Below are 16,312 nucleotides of genomic sequence, written 5' to 3' on the forward strand. Positions count from 1 at the left end.
ATGAAGATGCCGCGTCAGCTTGTGTCCTCGGGATCGCCCTTGGAGCCCGAAATCGGCTTCTCCCGAGCCGTTCGTGTGGGGCCTTATCTCGCCGTCGCGGGAACGGCTCCGATCGGCCCTGATGGGCGCGCGCTCCATCCCGGCAACGTCTACGAACAGACCAAGGCCTGCTTTTCCATTGCCAAAAAGGCGATCGAGGATGCGGGCGGCTGCTTGGAGAATGCCATCCGTACCCGCGTGATGCTGGTCGACATCGAGCAGTGGCGCGATGCGGCGAAGGCCCATGGCGAGGTGTTCGGCCTGGTTCGTCCCGCCTGCACGTTCGTTGGCGTTCGCCGCTTCATCGATCCCGAATGGCTCGTCGAGATCGAGGTGGACTGCTTCGCCGATAGCCCCGAGTAAGGGCGCCTTCAGAAAAGCCCGGTCACACCGGCCGCATCTCGTCTGCCGTGGTGGCGAAGCGGGAGTTGGTGAGAGACACGAGGGTCGCATCCGGCCTGCCTGCCTCAAGCCGGCGCCTTCAAGTCTTTGTTTCAACGCGCATTTCTTCGGCAAACCGGTAACCGCCTCGTCGGAACGCGCGCTAAGCCTCGTCCGGAAACAGGATCGCGTAGCGCGCTTCGAGGGCGGCGAGCCGGCCCTGCCCCTCCAGCACCGCGACCCGGTGCTGCCGCGTCACGTCGAGGAGTCCGTCCGCCATCTCGTCTTCGTTGCTGAGGCGGGCGCGCTCTGAGATCTGAGAAAGCTGATCGGCCATCAGGCTATCGATCCGTATTCCATCCGCCAGGGCTTGCATCAGGCCCAGCATCTTTTCACGGACATAGGAATACGGTGTCAAAGGGGCGGGCGTATGTTCCGTCACGGTACTCGCAGACATCAGACCGAAAACCCGACAAAGCTGCCGAGGCGCCCTCCCGATCGCCATCGCATAGGATGCATTTTGCCTGCATTTCTCGGGATCAAGGCATGCTCCCTGATCTTGAGCCTTCGCCGTGCGTCGAAGCCGCAACGAAAAAGGGGCCGCCTCTCGGCGACCCCCTTTCCGGACTTCGACGGGGTGCGTGGACTTAGAAGTCCATGCCGCCCATGCCGCCGCCGGGCATCGCCGGGGCCGGGCTGTCCTTCTTCGGCGCGTCGGCGACCATGGCTTCCGTGGTCACCAGCAGGCCGGCGACGGAGGCCGCGTCCTGGAGGGCGGTGCGCACGACCTTGGCCGGGTCGACGATGCCCGACTGGATCATGTCGACGTACTCTTCGGTCTGGGCGTTGAAGCCGTAGGTCTCGGAGCCGGTGTTGTCGGTGATCTTGCCGACGACGATCGAACCCTCGACGCCCGCGTTCTGGGCGATCTGGCGGATCGGGGCCTCAAGCGCCTTGAGCACGATCTTGATGCCGGCCTGGACGTCCGGAACGTCGGACTTCAGCTCGGCGACCGCCTTCTTGGCGCGGAGCAGAGCCGTGCCGCCGCCGGGGACGATGCCCTCTTCCACCGCAGCGCGGGTGGCGTTGAGCGCGTCGTCCACGCGGTCCTTCTTCTCCTTGACCTCGACCTCGGTCGCGCCGCCGACGCGGATCACCGCGACGCCGCCCGCGAGCTTGGCCAGACGCTCCTGGAGCTTCTCACGGTCGTAGTCCGAGGTGGTCTCCTCGATCTGCGCCTTGATCTGGCCGACGCGGGCCTCGATGTCGGCCTTCTCGCCGAGACCGTCGATGATCGTGGTGTTCTCCTTCTCGATGCGGACGCGCTTGGCGCGGCCGAGCATCGGCAGGGCGACGTTCTCGAGCTTGATGCCGAGATCCTCGGAGATGGTCTGGCCCTTGGTGAGGATCGCGATGTCCTCGAGCATCGCCTTGCGGCGATCGCCGAAGCCCGGAGCCTTCACCGCCGCGACCTTCAGGCCGCCGCGCAGCTTGTTCACGACGAGGGTCGCGAGCGCCTCGCCCTCGATGTCCTCGGCGATGATGAGCAGCGGCTTGCCGGTCTGCACCACGGCCTCGAGCACCGGCAGCATCGGCTGCAGCGAGGAGAGCTTCTTCTCGTGGATGAGGATGTAAGGATCCTCGAGCTCGGCGACCATCTTCTCCGCGTTCGTCACGAAGTACGGGGAGAGGTAGCCGCGGTCGAACTGCATGCCCTCGACGACGTCGAGTTCGGTCTCGGCGGTCTTGGCCTCCTCGACGGTGATGACGCCCTCGTTGCCCACCTTCTGCATGGCGTGGGCGATCATCTCACCGATCTCCTTGTCGCCGTTGGCGGAGATCGTGCCGACCTGGGCGACTTCCTCGGAGGAAGCGACCTTCTTGGCGCGGGCGGTGATGTCCTTCACGGCGGCCTGGGTGGCGAGGTCGATGCCGCGCTTCAGGTCCATCGGGTTGATGCCGGCGGCGACGAACTTGGCGCCCTCGCGGACGATGGCCTGGGCCAGCACGGTCGCGGTGGTGGTGCCGTCACCGGCGATGTCGTTGGTCTTCGAGGCCACTTCGCGCACCATCTGGGCGCCCATGTTCTCGAACTTGTCGGCGAGCTCGATCTCCTTGGCGACCGTCACACCGTCCTTGGTGATGCGGGGCGCGCCGAAGCTCTTCTCGATGACGACGTTGCGGCCCTTCGGGCCGAGGGTGACCTTGACGGCATCCGCGAGGATGTCGACGCCGCGCAGCATCTTGTCGCGAGCGTCGGCGGAGAAACGAACGTCTTTCGCTGCCATGTGAGTACCTGCCTCAAATGAGAGTGTCGGAAAGCCCTGAAGCCTGCGGGAGCGGCCTCGAAGGGCGGTGGATAAGGGCGGCGGCCTTTAGGCGGCGACGACGCCCATGATGTCGGATTCCTTCATGATGAGGAGATCCTGGCCGTCGATCTTGACCTCGGTGCCGGACCACTTGCCGAACAGCACGCGATCGCCGACCTTGACGTCGAGGGCGTTGACACGGCCCTGCTCGTCACGGGCGCCGGGGCCGACGGCGACGATCTCGCCCTCTTGCGGCTTCTCCTTGGCGGTATCCGGGATGATGATGCCGCCCTTCGTCTTCTCTTCGCTCTCGATGCGACGGACGACGACGCGGTCGTGCAGCGGACGGAACTTCATGAGCTGCCCTCTTGCTTCGAATTGGCGGTTGGTCTTCATGCGGCCGGGGACGACCGCGCTCCACCTGTTTGTTAGCACTCGAAACAAGTGAGTGCTAACGACGGTCGCGAGATAGGCGCCGGCCGATTTTGAGTCAAGGCGCAGCTTTTTCCCGGCGGCGGTCGTTTCGCATGATTCTTTCGTGCGCTTCGCACAGCGGGGACAGTTTCTCTCGATGATGAGCCTGCATGGGGCGAACGGCGCGGTCGAGCACGACGGCGTGGAGGGCGGCGCGAGCCTGCCCGATCATGCTCTCTGGATCGACCTGAACGATCCGACGGCGGAAGAGGCGGCGCAGGTCGAGCGGAAGACCGGCATCCGCATTCCGTCGCGCGCGGCACTGAGCGAGGTCGAGTCGTCGAGCCGCCTGCGCCGCAACCGCGACGGCCTCTCCCTCTCGACGCCGATGGTGACCTTCGACCGCTCGGACTTCACTCTGAAACCGCTGGGCTTCCTGCTGACCCCCGATCACCTCGTCACCGTGCGCTTCCACGACATGCGGGCCATCGAGGCCGTGCGGAAGCGCGTGGAAGAGCGGGACGGCGACGGCAGCACGAGCACGCGGATGTTCCTGCTCGTCGTCGAGGAGTTGGTCGACAATCTCGCCGACCTCCTTGAGGAGATGTCGGGCGATCTCGACAGCCTCTCCACCCGCATCTTCGATTTCGATGCCGGAGCCCGGCCCGGCGCCCGCAAGGGCGACAACACCGCGCCGAAGCGGCGCGACCTCGCGCTGCGCCGCCTGCTCCGTTCGGTGGGCCGCCACGGCAAGTCGCTGGCGAAGGTCCGCGCCAGCCTGCTCGGTCTCGGGCGCATCACCGCCTTCACCAAGAGCGAGTGCGGGCAGATCCTGACGGAGGGCGACGAGCCGCGCTTCGACACGCTGGCGCAGGACATCGCCTCGCTGGACGAGTTCGAGACGCGGCTCTCCGAGACCGTCCAGTTCCTGCTCGACGCAACGCTGGGGCTGATCAACATCGAGCAGAACAACGCCTTCCGGGTGCTCACCGTGGTGTCGGTGGTCGGCGTGCCGCCGACGCTCGTCGCCTCGATCTACGGCATGAACTTCAAGCACATGCCCGAACTCGACTGGGTGTACGGCTATCCCTACGGGCTCGCGCTGATCGTGATTTCGGCGATCGCGCCGCTGCTGTACTTCCGCAAGCGGGGCTGGCTGTAGCGCCGTCTCGCAGGGTGCTCGCGCTCTCAGGGCTTCCTGCGTTTCGCACCATCGTCGATCGATCCTGTCGGTCCCGCCTCCCCCGTCATCTCAGGGCCGCATCGCGGAACCCGGGATCCACCCGCGATGCGAGGCGAACGGCCACGTCGAGGGCTCTCATGGATTGCACGCCTCCGGCGCGCCCCTTCGCGTCCGGGTTCGCTTGCCGGCGACCCCGAATGACGGGCGTGGCGCTGCACCAAACGTAACGGCCGGACACCGCCTCAGTGGCTGAGGCCGGGAAATAGCGCTCGCAGGCTCGCCACGATCATCTCCATCGCAACCGCGGCCAGGATCATCCCCATCAGGCGGCGCGTGATCGCGGTGGCGGTGGCGGACAGGTGGCGGCCGAGCCAGGGGGCGGAGAGCAGCGCGGCCGACAGAAGGGCGAGGAAGGCACCGACGCCGATCGCGAGTTCGAGCCATTTGAACTGCGCCCGGGCGGTCTGGCCGAAGACGATGAGCGTCGCGATCGTGCCCGGGCCGACGAGCAGGGGAATGGTGAGCGGATAGATGGCGACGCTCTCGGCCTCGACCGCGTCTTCCTTCTCCTTGGGGCTGCGGCCGTGCGTCGGGCTCGACGAGCCCTGCAGCATGGAGAGCGCGATCGTCAGCACGATGAGCCCGCCGGCAAGACGGAAGTCGTCGACGCTGAGCCCGAAGGCATCCAGGACGGCCTGTCCGCCCAGGATCGAGACGAGGCACCCGATCGTCGTTCCGATCGCGGCCGTGACGGCGACGCGCCGCCGCACGGCGTCGGACGCCCCTTCGGTCAGGGAGAGGAACACCGGCACGTTCGCGATCGGATTCATGATCGCGAACAGGGCAGCGAAAACCTTCGTGACGAAGGGCAGATCGACGGACATCGCGAGCCTCGGCCTTGAATCCTGGGCTCATAGCATGGGTCCGGCTCCGGCCTGTTGGAACCGCGCAGGCGTGAACCCGCCGCGGGCGTCCCACAATTCAGGCTTTGTTGGCAGCTAGCTGCGAGGTTCCCCTTCGATGCTCGCGGCCCCGCGAGCCATGCATCCCTGACCCATGGCCGTCATCGCCGCCTTCGTCCTCAATGCCGGGCTAAATTTCGTCCTCGGCATCGCCATCGCCCGGATGCTCGGTCCGGCCGATTTCGGCCGCTTCGCCCTGGCGACGGCGGGGGCGGTGGTGCTCAACACCCTACTGTTCGAGTGGCTGCGACTCTCGGCGACGCGGTTCTACTCGGCGCGGGTGCGCGAAGCCGAGCCCTGGATCCGCCGGGGGCTCGACCGGGCCTATGCCTGCATCGCGCTGGCGCTGTTCGCCGCCGCCGCCGTCTGCGCCGGGCTCGGAATCGTGGTGAACCCGACGCCGGAGGGCCGCCTGGTGATGACGGCCGGCACCATGGTTGCGGGCATCGGTATCGGACTGTTCGACTATCACGCCGCGCTCGCGCGCGCCCGCTTCATCGGCGGCGCCTATCTCCGGCTCGTGGTGTGGAAGAATGCGCTGGCCTTCGTGCTGATGGCGGGCACCGCGTGGCTGTTTCCCCAGCCGGTCTGGGTGCTCATCGCCGGGGGCGTGAGCCAGTTCCTGGCGGTGCTGCCGATGCGCAAGGTTCTCGGCGATCGGGACCTGGGGCACGTATCCCTCTTGCCCCCCGGCCAAGTGCAAAAAACCCTGCGCCTGTTCGCGGTCTACGGGCTGCCCCTGATCGCGGCCAATGCCGTCTACCAGATCATGCCCTTCCTCAACCGTGCCGTCATCGCCGGCACCGCGGGCTTTGCCGAGGCCGGCTACTTCGCGCTCGCCGCCGATCTCGGCTCGCGCGCCTTCTCGACCCTCGGTGCCGCCCTCGACCTGCTGCTGTTCCAGATCGCGGTGCAGGCGGAGGAACATCACGGCCGCGAGGCCGCCGAGACGCAGGTCTCGCGCAATCTCGCCATCGTGGTGGCGCTGCTCCTGCCCTGCGCCGCCGGCTACTGGGCGGTGACACCGGCTCTCCAGGCGCTGATCGTGCCGGAGGAGTTCCGCGGTCCCTTCGCCGGCTATACCGACCTGCTGATCCCGGGCCTGCTCTGCCTCTCGATCATGAACTTCGCCCTCAATCCGGTCTTTCAGATCCGGCGCCGAACGAGCCCGGTGGTCGCCGCGGCGCTTCTCGGGCTCGCCGTGAACGGGATCGGGCTCGTCCTCCTGCCGCGCCTGATGGGGCCGCAGGGCGTCGCCGTCGCCCAGACCCTCGGCCTCGCCACGGCGGTCGTCGTGCTCGGCCTTCGGGCGCTGACCGGGTCCGCGCGCCTGCGCCTGCCCGGCCGCGACCTCGCGTTCACCGCTGGCGCCTGCCTGATCATGGTTTTGGCGGTGCTGCCGTTCCGCGGCCTCGAACCGGCACTGGCCCTGCCGACCTGCGTCGCAGCCGGTGTCCTCGTCTATGGCACGCTCGTGTGGTTCCTCGACATTGCCGGCCTGCGCAGCATCGCCCGCGAGCGTTTTCCGAAGAGGATGCCGGCGACCGCGCGGTAGAGCCGGCTTGCCACCTTCGTCCAAACGAGGTTTGAGTCCGGCAGCTTTCGAAGCGTCAAAAGAATCCCACGGGACGGAAACGATGACCTCATACGCGCCGGCCAGCGAGCAGGACGCGGCCGCCATCGTCACGCAGGCTGCCGCCCGCTCGGAGCCCCTGCGGCTCGTCGGCGGCGGGACCAAGGCGGCGTTCGGCCGCCCGCCGCAGGACGAGGCGACGCTCTCCGCAACGGGGCTCACCGGCATCACCCTCTACGAGCCGGCCGAGATGGTGGTCGCCGCCCGCGCCGGCACGCCGCTCGCCGAAGTCGAGGCGCTGCTCGCCGGGCGCGGCCAGATGCTGCCCTTCGAGCCGATGGATCACCGCCCCCTCCTCGGCTCCTCCGGCGAGCCGACCTTCGGCGCGGTGGCGGCGGCCAACAATTCCGGCCCCCGCCGGATCAATGCGGGGGCGGCCCGCGACAGCCTGATCGGCGTGCGCTTCGTCAACGGCCGCGGCCAGCCGATCAAGTCGGGGGGCCGGGTGATGAAGAACGTCACCGGCCTCGACCTCGTGAAGCTGATGGCCGGCTCCTGGGGCACCCTCGGCCTGCTGACCGAGGTCACGTTCAAGGTGCTGCCGGTGCAGGAGCACGTCGCCACCCTCGTCCTGCCGGGTCTCGACGACGCGGCGGCGATCGAGGCGCTCGCCACCGCCCTCGGCTCGCCGTTCGAACTGACCGGCGCCGCCCATCTGCCCGCCGGCATCGCCGGAGCCGAGCCGCGCACGCTGATGCGCGTCGAGGGTTTTTCGAAGTCGGTCGGCTATCGCCTCGGCGAGTTGCGCCGCCTGCTGCGCCGCTACGGCGAGGCTCGGACCGTCGAGGGCGAGGAGAGCGCCGCGCTCTGGCGCGCCGTACGCGACGCCACCCCGCTGGCGGAGCCGCGTGAGGCCGCAGTCTGGCGCATCTCGACCGCTCCGACCCGCGGGCCCGCCGTCACCGCGGCGATCGCGGCGCAGCGCCCCGCGCGCTGGTTCTACGACTGGGGCGGCGGTCTGATCTGGCTCGCCACCGACGCCGCGGACGATGCCGGAGCCGCCGTGATCCGCGCCGCGGTGAAGGCGGCGGGCAGCGGCCACGCGACGCTGGTGCGTGCGCCCGAAACCCTGCGTGCGGCCGTGCCGGTCTTCGAACCGCTGCCGGAGCCGCTGATGCGGGTCACGACCGGCATCAAGGCCGCGCACGATCCGGCCGGGATCTTCAATCCCGGCCGGATGTATGCGGGCGTGTGACCCCGCGCGTCAGAACACGAACCGCAGGCCGGCATAGAGCAGCCCGGCCAGGGTGATCGCCGCCGGCAGGGTCAGCAGCCACGCGGCGGCGAGGTTGCGCACGGTGGCCCATTGCAGGCCCGAGCCGTTGGCGGCCATGGTGCCGGCGACGCCGCTCGACAGGATGTGGGTGGTCGAGACCGGCAGGCCGTAGGCCTCCGCCAGCCCGATGGTGCCCGCCGCCGTGATCTCGGCGGACGCTCCTTGCGCGTAGGTCAGGTGCTTCTTGCCGATTCGGCTGCCGACGGTGACGACGATGCGCTTCCAGCCGACCATGGTGCCGAGGCCGAGCGCGAGGGCGACGGAGACCTTCACCCAGACCGGGATGTAGCGGGTGCCGTCGTTCAGGCTCGTCTCGTAGGCCTTCAGCACCTCCGCCTCTTCGCCGACGAACAGGTTCTCCCGCTTCTTTAAGCTGTGGATGGCGTCTGAGGCCAGGAACATGTCGTTGCGCAGGTTCGGCGTCGCCGCCGCGGGAACGTGGCGGATCGCCCCGTATTCCTTCACCTTCGTGGCCACGTCGTCGGCAAGGGCCGCCAGGGCCGCGTAGGTCTCCGGCCGGTCGAGATCCTTCTTGCCCAAAGCTGCGGTGATCTGCGTCCGTGCCTCGGCGGCGCTCGGCAGCGGGCTCTGGTCCGCCCGGTTCCGGAACACGGTCCGGGCCTGTTCCGAGATCTGAACGAAGTGCGGCGTCGCCGATTCCGCCATGGTGCGGTTGAGGGCGTAGGCGGTCGGAGCGGCACCGATCAGGATCAGCATGATCAGGCCCATGCCCTTCTGGCCGTCATTGCCGCCATGGGCGAAGGAGACGCCGCCGCAGGTGAGGATCAGCAGGCCACGGATCCAGGCCGGAGGCGGCGAGTCGCCCTCGGGCTCCTGGTAGAGTGCCCGGTTCCGGATGACGAAGCGCATGGCCAGCAGCAGCAGGCCGGCCATGACGAAGCCGAGGACCGGGCTGAACAGCAGCGCCCGCAGAACGCTCCAGGCCTGATCCCACTGCACGCCGGAGGTATTCGACCCCTCGGTGGCGAGAAACTGGTTGGCGAGGCCGACGCCGAGGACCGAGCCGATCAGCGCGTGCGAGGACGAGTTCGGCAGACCGAGCGCCCAGGTGCCCAGGTTCCACACGATGGCGGCGATGAGCAGCGCGAAGATCATCGCGTAACCGGCGCTCGAACCGGTCTTCAGCACCAGTTCGACGGGCAGCAACGTCACGACGCTGTAGGCGACGGCGCCGGTCGAGAACAGCACGCCGAGGAAGTTGAGGACGCCGGAATAGACGACGGCGACGCCCGGCGTCAGGCTGTGGGTGTAGATCACCGTGGCCACGGCATTGGCGGTGTCGTGAAACCCGTTCACGAACTCGAAGCCGAGCGCGATGAGCAGTGCGAGGCCGAGCAGCGCGAAGGCGCCGATGGCGAGCGGCGGCTGGCCGGCGGCCTGCATGTCTGCGATCAGATTGTAGAGCGCGTAGCCGAGCCCGCCGACGAGAACGAGCAGGAAGACGGTGATGCCGGCCGGATGCATCCGCCCGTCGAGTTTGGGGCCCCGCGCCGACCGGGCCTGGGACGCGTCCGATGGAGGAATGGCGGAACCGGTGTCCCTCAGGCTGAAGGCGTCTGACATCTGATCCTCGAAGGATGGGCCGAGTCGGCCGACCGGCCTCACGGGGCGGCCGGGCTCTCGTCCTCGGATGCGCTGATGGTGAATCGCCCGTGAGGAGGAAGGCATTCGCCCCCGGGCGGCCGGCTTAACCGTCACGCTTACAAATGTCGCAGGGGCGACCGGTTCCGTGAATTTTCAATGACAGCGCGGCTGCACAGTCCTGGGCAGCAACTGTGTTCCGTTTGTCTTTCGTAAAAAAGGGTCTCGTCTGGAAATGGACTGACAACGGGCCGCGGTGCGATCGCCTCGGCTGCCACGGCGGGAGCGCGGGGCGCCGCGACGCGGCCCGCCGATCATCGTAGAAGGGGCCCCATGCTGACGCTCGCCCTCTCGCTCGCTCTCCTCGCCGTGATCGTCCTCATCGTCGTGCGACGGCGCCATCTCACCCTGCTGATGAGTCTGGGCAGCCTGATCGCCGCGCTTCTGGCCATGCTCTGGCTTCAGGATCTCGGGCTCCTGCCCGGCACGCAGGGCCCGCTGACCCACACGCGGCCGCAGACCCTGGACGATGCCCGCCGCTGACGATGGCTGCAGCGCAAGCCGAGGAACCGGGCCAAGGAACCGGACCATGAAAACGGGCCATAACACCCCGCCGTCAAACCGGGCCGTGGAACTCTGCCGGCCTTCGCGCGTCTGCCGCGAGGATGCCGGCCCTCCCGCCGGGGCTCGTCGGATCGGAGACTTTCGTTGCGCAACCTTCTGCTTCTGCTGATCCTGATTGCCGGCGGCTTCGTGCTGACGGCCATGTACGTCGCGCCGAAGCAGCCTGAGCTGCGCGGCTGGTACGAGACCAACGCCTGCCCGCATCTCGACCGGATCAGCCCGAAGATCTGCGAGCCGATCCGATCCGCCCGCGGCTCGGACGCGATCTGAGGCGTCGCTTGCGCCGGGTCTTCGACTGGTTCTTCCGTGACCGGCGCACCGGCGCCGTGGTGATCGGCCAATGGCCGAACCTGCCGCTGTGGATCTTCGGCGCGGCGGCGGCCCTGGAATGGTTGCTCGAGGCTCTGGCGCCCGGCCTGCCGGCCCCGGTCTTTGTCGGCCTTCGCCTCGTCGCGCTCCTGAGCCTCACCGTCTGGGCGCTCGATGAGATCCTCCGCGGGGTCAATCCGTGGCGGCGCTGCCTCGGCGGCGTCGTGCTGATCGGGATCGTCGTCAGTCTCCTGGGCCGCCTGTGAGCGAGCCTTTCGATCTCCTCGTCATCGGCGGCGGCATCAACGGTGTCGGCATCGCCCGCGACGCCGCCGGCCGCGGACTGCGTGTGCTCCTGTGCGAGCGGGGGGATCTGGCCGAACACACCTCGTCGGCTTCGACGAAGTTGATCCATGGCGGCCTGCGCTACCTCGAACATTACGAGTTCCGGCTCGTGCGCGAGGCGCTGGCCGAGCGCGAGCGGCTGATGCGGCTCGCGCCGCACATCATCTGGCCGCTGCGCTTCGTCCTGCCGCACGATGCCGGCCTGCGCCCGGCCTGGATGCTGCGGATCGGGCTGTTCCTCTACGACCATCTCGCGCGGCTGAAGGCCTTGCCGCGGTCGGACGCGCTGCGGCTCACCCGCGAGGGCGTCGGCGCGCCGCTTCAGAGCCGGCTCACGCGGGGCTTCGCCTATTCCGATTGCTGGGTCGAGGACAGCCGCCTCGTCGTGCTGAACGCGGTGGATGCCGCCGAGCGCGGCGCACAGATCCGCACCCGCACCACCGTCGAATCGGCCCGCCGCGAGGCCGGAGGCTGGACCGTGACCCTCCACGATGCCGCCACGCGGCGGCGGAAAAGCGTCCGGGCCCACATCGTCGTCAACGCGGCCGGCCCTTGGGTCGGCGAGACGCTGCTGCGCACGCTCCGTGTCGAGGCCCGCCCGAAGGTGCGCCTCGTCAAGGGCAGCCACATCGTCGTGCGGCGGCTCTACGAGGGCGACCAGGCCTATATCTTGCAGCAGCCGGACCGCCGCATCGTCTTCGCCATCCCCTACGAGCGCGACTTCACCCTGATCGGCACCACCGACGTGGCGCATGAGGGCGGCCCCGGCCCGGTCCGCATCTCGCAGGAGGAGACCCGCTATCTCTGCGCCTGCATCAACCGCTCGTTCGCGCGGTCGATCGGACCCGACGACGTGGTGTGGAGCTTCTCGGGGCTACGCCCGCTCTACGACGATGCGGCCGCGAATGCTTCCGCGGTGACCCGCGACTACGTGCTCGACCTCGACACCGATGGTCCGCCGGTCCTCTCGGTGTTCGGCGGCAAGATCACGACCTACCGGCGGCTCGCCGAGCACGCGCTGGAGAGGCTGCGGCCACACCTGTCCGGCCTGAAGCCCGGCTGGACCGGACAGGCGCCCCTGCCCGGCGGCGACATGCAGGATGCGGATTTCGACCGGTTCGCGGAGAGGTTCGCGGCTGAGCACTCCTTCCTCCCGAACGCGACGGCCCGCCGGCTCGCCCGCGCCTACGGCACCCGCGCGGAACGCCTGCTCGGCGACGCGCGGGCCCTGTCGGACCTCGGCGAAACCTTCGGTGGCGATCTCAGCGCCCACGAGGTTGATTATCTCGTGCGGCACGAATGGGCGCGCACGCCCGACGACATCCTCTGGCGCCGCTCGAAGCTCGGCCTGAGGACGGGCCGTACGGATGTGGCCCGGCTCGGGCGCTATCTTGCGACCGCGTCGGCCGCCCCGAGCGCTCAGCGGCCGTAGACATCCTCGACGCGGATGATGTCGTCCTCGCCGGTATAGGAGCCGACCTGCACCTCGATCAGCTCCAGCGGGATCTTCCCCGGATTGGTGAGCCGGTGCATCGAGCCGATCGGCAGGTAGACCGCCTCGTTCTCGTGGACCAGCACCACCCGCTCGTCGACCGTCACCTCGGCGGTGCCCTTCACCACTACCCAGTGCTCGGCCCGGTGGAAGTGCTTCTGCAGCGAGAGACGGCCACCCGGCGTCACCATGATCCGCTTTACCTGGAAGCGCTCGCCGATGTCGATGCGCTGATACCAGCCCCAGGGGCGGTACATCCGGCGGTGAGCGTCCGCCTCCGGATGCGCCTTCTCGCGCAGGACGCTGACGAGATCCTTCACCCGGCCCGACTGCGCCTTGGAGGCGACCAGCACCGCGTCGGGGGTCGTCACCACCACCACGTCTTCCAGGCCGACCACCGTGGTCAGACCCTCACCCTCGCTGTGCACGAGGCTGTTACGCGTGCCGATCAGCTCGACGCGGCCCCGCAACGCGTTGCCCTGCGCATCGCGCTCCAGAACGCCCCAGACCGCGTCCCAGGTGCCGACATCCGACCACGCGAAGGAGACCGGCAGCACACCGGCCCGGGCCGTCCGCTCCATCACCGCATAGTCGATCGAGGTTTTGGGCGCCCGCGCGAAGGCGTCGGCCTCAAGCCGCACGAAGTCCAGATCGGTGATGGCGTTCGCGAGTGCCGCGCGGGCGGCTTCCAGCACCTCGGGCGCATGCGCCTCCATTTCGGCCAGCATCACATCGGCGCGGAACAGGAAGTAGCCGGAGTTCCACAGCGCCCCCTCCCCGATCAGCCGCTCGGCACCGGCGGCGTCCGGCTTCTCGACGAAGCGCTCGACCCGGAACAGGCCCGGCGCGTCGGGAAGCGCGCCGCCGGTGCGGATATAGCCGTACTCGGTCGCGGGCCGGGTCGGGGTGATGCCGAGCGTCATGATCTGGCCGAGCCGGGCACCGAGCGCGGCCTCCCGCGCGGCGCGGGCGAAGGCGGAGGCGTCCTCGATCACGTGGTCGGCAGCCATCACCAGCACCACCGTCTCCGGCCCTCGCCGCGCGCCGTGGAGCGCAGCCACCGCCACGGCGGCAGCGGAGTCGCGTCGCTCGGGTTCGAGAAGGATGTCGGCGGCGATCCCCGTCTGCGCGAGCTGTTCGGCGACGATGAAGCGGGATTCGGCCGAGGCGATCACCGTCGGCCGGGCAAAGACCGCCGGATCGGCGACGCGGCGGATGGTGGCCTGGAAGGTCGAGGTCGTGGGATCGACCAGCGGCGTGAATTGCTTGGGCATGCTCTCGCGCGAGGCCGGCCACAGCCGCGTCCCCGAGCCGCCGCACAGGATCACGGGCAGAATCGTTTCCCGGTCCGCCTCGGCCATCGCCCAACACCTTCGAAGAACGGGGGCGCCGCCGTCGAGAGAAGGCGGGCGCAAGAGAAGCCCCGCCGTCTTAGCCGATCCTGCCAAGCCGCACCACGCGCGGCGCGATGCGGTCCGGATTCCCGGTGCCCCGGGATGGAAGGCGGGGCGTGCCCCCGCCTTGATGCGATCGGCCGGCTACTCGGCCGCCTGACGCTCGCCGTAGCCGAGGCGCCCGTTGAGTTCGCCGAGCAGCTTCACCGCCGCCTCCGCGATCACGGTGCCCGGCGGGAAGATCGCCGAGGCGCCCGCGGCGTAGAGCGCGTCGTAATCGCCCGGCGGGATCACGCCGCCGACCACAATCATCACGTCGTCGCGGCCCTCCGCCTTCAGCGCGGCCTTCAGTTCCGGCACGAGGGTCAGGTGGCCCGCCGCGAGCGAGGAGACGCCGACGATGTGCACGTCGTTCTCCACCGCTTGTCGTGCCGCCTCGTCGGGCGTGGCGAAGAGCGGTCCGATATCGACGTCGAAGCCGAGGTCGGCGAAGGCCGAGGCGATCACCTTCTGGCCGCGGTCGTGCCCGTCCTGGCCCATCTTGGCGACCAGGATGCGCGGGCGGCGCCCGTCGTTCTCCTCGAAGGCCTCGACGAGGCCGCGGACCTTCTCCACCACCGGCGACATGCCGCCCACCTCCCGCTTGTAGACGCCCGAGATCGAGCGGATCTCGGCGCGGTGACGGCCCCAGGCCTTCTCCAGCGCCTCCGAGATCTCGCCGACCGTGGCCTTGGCCCGCGCCGCGTTCACCGCCAGTTCGAGCAGGTTGCCCTCGCCGTCGGCGGCCTTCGTCAGGGCGGCCAGCGCCGCATCGACGTCGGCTTGATTGCGCTCGGCGCGCAGGCGCTTGAGCTTGTCGATCTGCTTGGCGCGCACGTCGGCGTTGTCGACGCGCAGCAGGTCGATCTTCATCTCGTCGTCGGGCTTGTACTTGTTGATGCCAACGATGGTCTGCCGGCCGGAATCGATCCGCGCCTGGGCGCGTGCCGCGGCCTCCTCGATGCGCAGCTTCGGGATGCCCGCCTCGATGGCTTTCGCCATGCCGCCGAGCGCCTCGACCTCGCGGATATGCTCCCAGGCCCGCGCGGCGATGTCGTGGGTCAGGCGCTCGACGTAGTAGGAGCCGCCCCACGGATCGATGATGCGCGTGGTGCCGCTCTCCTGCTGCAGGAAGAGCTGGGTGTTGCGGGCGATGCGGGCCGAGAAGTCGGTCGGCAGGGCCAGAGCCTCGTCGAGCGCGTTGGTGTGGAGCGATTGCGTCCCGCCCTGGGTCGCCGCCATCGCCTCAATGCAGGTGCGGGTGACGTTGTTGAACACGTCCTGCGCGGTCAGCGACCAGCCGGACGTCTGCGAGTGGGTGCGCAGCGGCAGCGACTTGTCGGATTTCGGCTCGAACTCCTTGACGAGCTTGGCCCAGATCAGGCGCGCGGCCCGCATCTTGGCGATCTCCATGAAGAAGTTCATCCCGATCGCCCAGAAAAACGACAGGCGCGGGGCGAACTGGTCGATGGTCAGACCGGCCGCGAGACCCGCCTTGATGTATTCGACGCCATCCGCGAGCGTGTAGGCGAGTTCGAGATCCTGTGTCGCCCCGGCTTCCTGCATGTGGTAGCCGGAGATGGAGATCGAGTTGAACTTCGGCATGTTCTTCGAGGTGTAGCCGAAGATGTCCGAGATGATTCGCATCGATCCCTTGGGGGGATAGATGTAGGTGTTGCGGACCATGAACTCTTTCAGGATGTCGTTCTGGATCGTGCCGGCGAGTTTTTCCGGCGGCACGCCCTGCTCCTCGGCGGCGACGATGTAGAGGGCGAGCACGGGCAGCACCGCGCCGTTCATCGTCATCGACACGGTCATCTGGTCGAGGGGAATCCCCGAGAACAGCGTGCGCATGTCGTAGATCGAGTCGATCGCGACACCCGCCATGCCGACATCGCCCGAGACGCGCGGATGGTCCGAATCGTAGCCGCGGTGGGTCGCGAGGTCGAAGGCGACCGAGAGGCCCTTCTGGCCCGCCGCGAGGTTGCGCCGGTAGAAGGCGTTCGAATCTTCCGCCGTGGAGAAGCCGGCATATTGCCGGATGGTCCAGGGCTGGGTGACGTACATCGCCGGATAGGGCCCGCGCAGGTAGGGCGGCAGGCCGGGGAACGAGTCGATCCCCTCGCAGCCCTCGCGATCCTCGGGGCCGTAGAAGCCCTTCACCGGAATGCCCTCGGGCGTCATCCACGGCTCCCCGGCCGGCGGAGGCGGCGCCTTGAAGCCGTCGGCCGCGTAGGCGACGGAGGCGAAATCGGGGATCCGGGAGCTCATCGTGCGGCTGTTCCTGGCGTCAGTCTCGGCATCGGCAGA

15 protein-coding genes are annotated in these 16,312 nt (G+C 68.7%); 8 read left to right on the plus strand and 7 right to left on the minus strand.

The genetic code is table 11. The annotated features are described in order from the left end of the window. Complete coding sequence (locus tag HNR51_RS06095; protein ID WP_239681465.1) at nt 1-402, plus strand: RidA family protein; 402 nt, start codon at nt 1-3, stop codon at nt 400-402. A gap of 181 nt (nt 403-583) precedes the next feature. On the opposite strand, the gene HNR51_RS26645 is transcribed toward HNR51_RS06095, so the two are convergent. The 3 genes from HNR51_RS26645 to groES form a co-directional block, all read right to left on the minus strand. Beyond that, nucleotides 584-757, minus strand: coding sequence for a hypothetical protein (locus HNR51_RS26645; protein ID WP_239681445.1), 174 nt, complete (start codon nt 755-757; stop codon nt 584-586). A 310-nt stretch (nt 758-1,067) separates the two neighbouring features. Then, nucleotides 1,068-2,708: a chaperonin GroEL gene (gene groL / locus HNR51_RS06105; RefSeq protein ID WP_012457014.1), complete on the minus strand. Its 1,641-nt coding sequence runs from the start codon at nt 2,706-2,708 to the stop codon at nt 1,068-1,070. Nucleotides 2,709-2,795: 87 nt separating this feature from the next. Beyond that, on the minus strand, nt 2,796-3,086 hold the full coding sequence (gene groES / locus HNR51_RS06110; protein WP_012457015.1) for a co-chaperone GroES: 291 nt from the start codon (nt 3,084-3,086) through the stop codon (nt 2,796-2,798). Nucleotides 3,087-3,300: 214 nt separating this feature from the next. Here groES and HNR51_RS06115 point away from each other — a divergent pair, with 214 nt between their 5' ends. Then, complete coding sequence (locus HNR51_RS06115) at nt 3,301-4,305, plus strand: magnesium transporter CorA family protein (RefSeq protein ID WP_152279123.1); 1,005 nt, start codon at nt 3,301-3,303, stop codon at nt 4,303-4,305. A gap of 263 nt (nt 4,306-4,568) precedes the next feature. Here the strand turns inward: HNR51_RS06115 and HNR51_RS06120 are convergent, their stop codons facing one another. After that, nucleotides 4,569-5,210, minus strand: a complete 642-nt coding sequence (locus HNR51_RS06120; protein ID WP_012457017.1) for a MarC family protein — start codon at nt 5,208-5,210, stop codon at nt 4,569-4,571. Nucleotides 5,211-5,382: 172 nt separating this feature from the next. On the opposite strand from HNR51_RS06120, the gene HNR51_RS06125 reads away from it, so the two are divergent. Then, a complete protein-coding gene (locus tag HNR51_RS06125) occupies nt 5,383-6,843 on the plus strand; it encodes a lipopolysaccharide biosynthesis protein (protein WP_182554310.1) in 1,461 nt (486 codons plus the stop codon). 82 nt (nt 6,844-6,925) lie between these two features. Beyond that, the gene (gene glcE / locus HNR51_RS06130) at nt 6,926-8,116 is read left to right on the plus strand and encodes a glycolate oxidase subunit GlcE (protein ID WP_182554311.1); all 1,191 of its coding nucleotides are present in this window, start codon (nt 6,926-6,928) and stop codon (nt 8,114-8,116) included. Nucleotides 8,117-8,125: 9 nt separating this feature from the next. Here the strand turns inward: glcE and HNR51_RS06135 are convergent, their stop codons facing one another. Next, the gene (locus HNR51_RS06135) at nt 8,126-9,781 is read right to left on the minus strand and encodes an inorganic phosphate transporter (protein ID WP_182554312.1); all 1,656 of its coding nucleotides are present in this window, start codon (nt 9,779-9,781) and stop codon (nt 8,126-8,128) included. 351 nt (nt 9,782-10,132) lie between these two features. Between HNR51_RS06135 and HNR51_RS06140 the strand changes: the two genes are divergently transcribed. From HNR51_RS06140 to glpD, 4 genes are all read left to right on the plus strand, one after another. Next, nucleotides 10,133-10,342, plus strand: coding sequence for a hypothetical protein (locus HNR51_RS06140; RefSeq protein WP_012457021.1), 210 nt, complete (start codon nt 10,133-10,135; stop codon nt 10,340-10,342). A gap of 165 nt (nt 10,343-10,507) precedes the next feature. Further along, nucleotides 10,508-10,693: a hypothetical protein gene (locus HNR51_RS06145; RefSeq protein WP_182554313.1), complete on the plus strand. Its 186-nt coding sequence runs from the start codon at nt 10,508-10,510 to the stop codon at nt 10,691-10,693. A gap of 8 nt (nt 10,694-10,701) precedes the next feature. Next, nucleotides 10,702-10,998 (plus strand): hypothetical protein, encoded by a 297-nt coding sequence (locus HNR51_RS06150; RefSeq protein ID WP_182554314.1) that lies wholly within the window; start codon nt 10,702-10,704, stop codon nt 10,996-10,998. Continuing rightward, nucleotides 10,995-12,509, plus strand: a complete 1,515-nt coding sequence (glpD, locus tag HNR51_RS06155) for a glycerol-3-phosphate dehydrogenase (RefSeq protein WP_182554315.1) — start codon at nt 10,995-10,997, stop codon at nt 12,507-12,509. Before HNR51_RS06150 ends, glpD begins: the two co-directional genes overlap by 4 nt. On the opposite strand, the gene HNR51_RS06160 is transcribed toward glpD, so the two are convergent. Continuing rightward, nucleotides 12,497-13,930 (minus strand): mannose-1-phosphate guanylyltransferase/mannose-6-phosphate isomerase, encoded by a 1,434-nt coding sequence (locus HNR51_RS06160; protein WP_182554316.1) that lies wholly within the window; start codon nt 13,928-13,930, stop codon nt 12,497-12,499. The two genes, glpD and HNR51_RS06160, sit on opposite strands and share 13 nt — an antisense overlap. A 177-nt stretch (nt 13,931-14,107) precedes the next feature. After that, entirely contained in the window at nt 14,108-16,273 is a 2,166-nt protein-coding gene (gene scpA, locus HNR51_RS06165) for a methylmalonyl-CoA mutase (protein WP_141954524.1), read from the minus strand. Between the last annotated feature and the right edge of the window lie 39 nt (nt 16,274-16,312).

The sequence above is a fragment of the Methylorubrum thiocyanatum genome (assembly GCA_014138645.1).
Classification (GTDB): domain Bacteria; phylum Pseudomonadota; class Alphaproteobacteria; order Rhizobiales; family Beijerinckiaceae; genus Methylobacterium; species Methylobacterium thiocyanatum.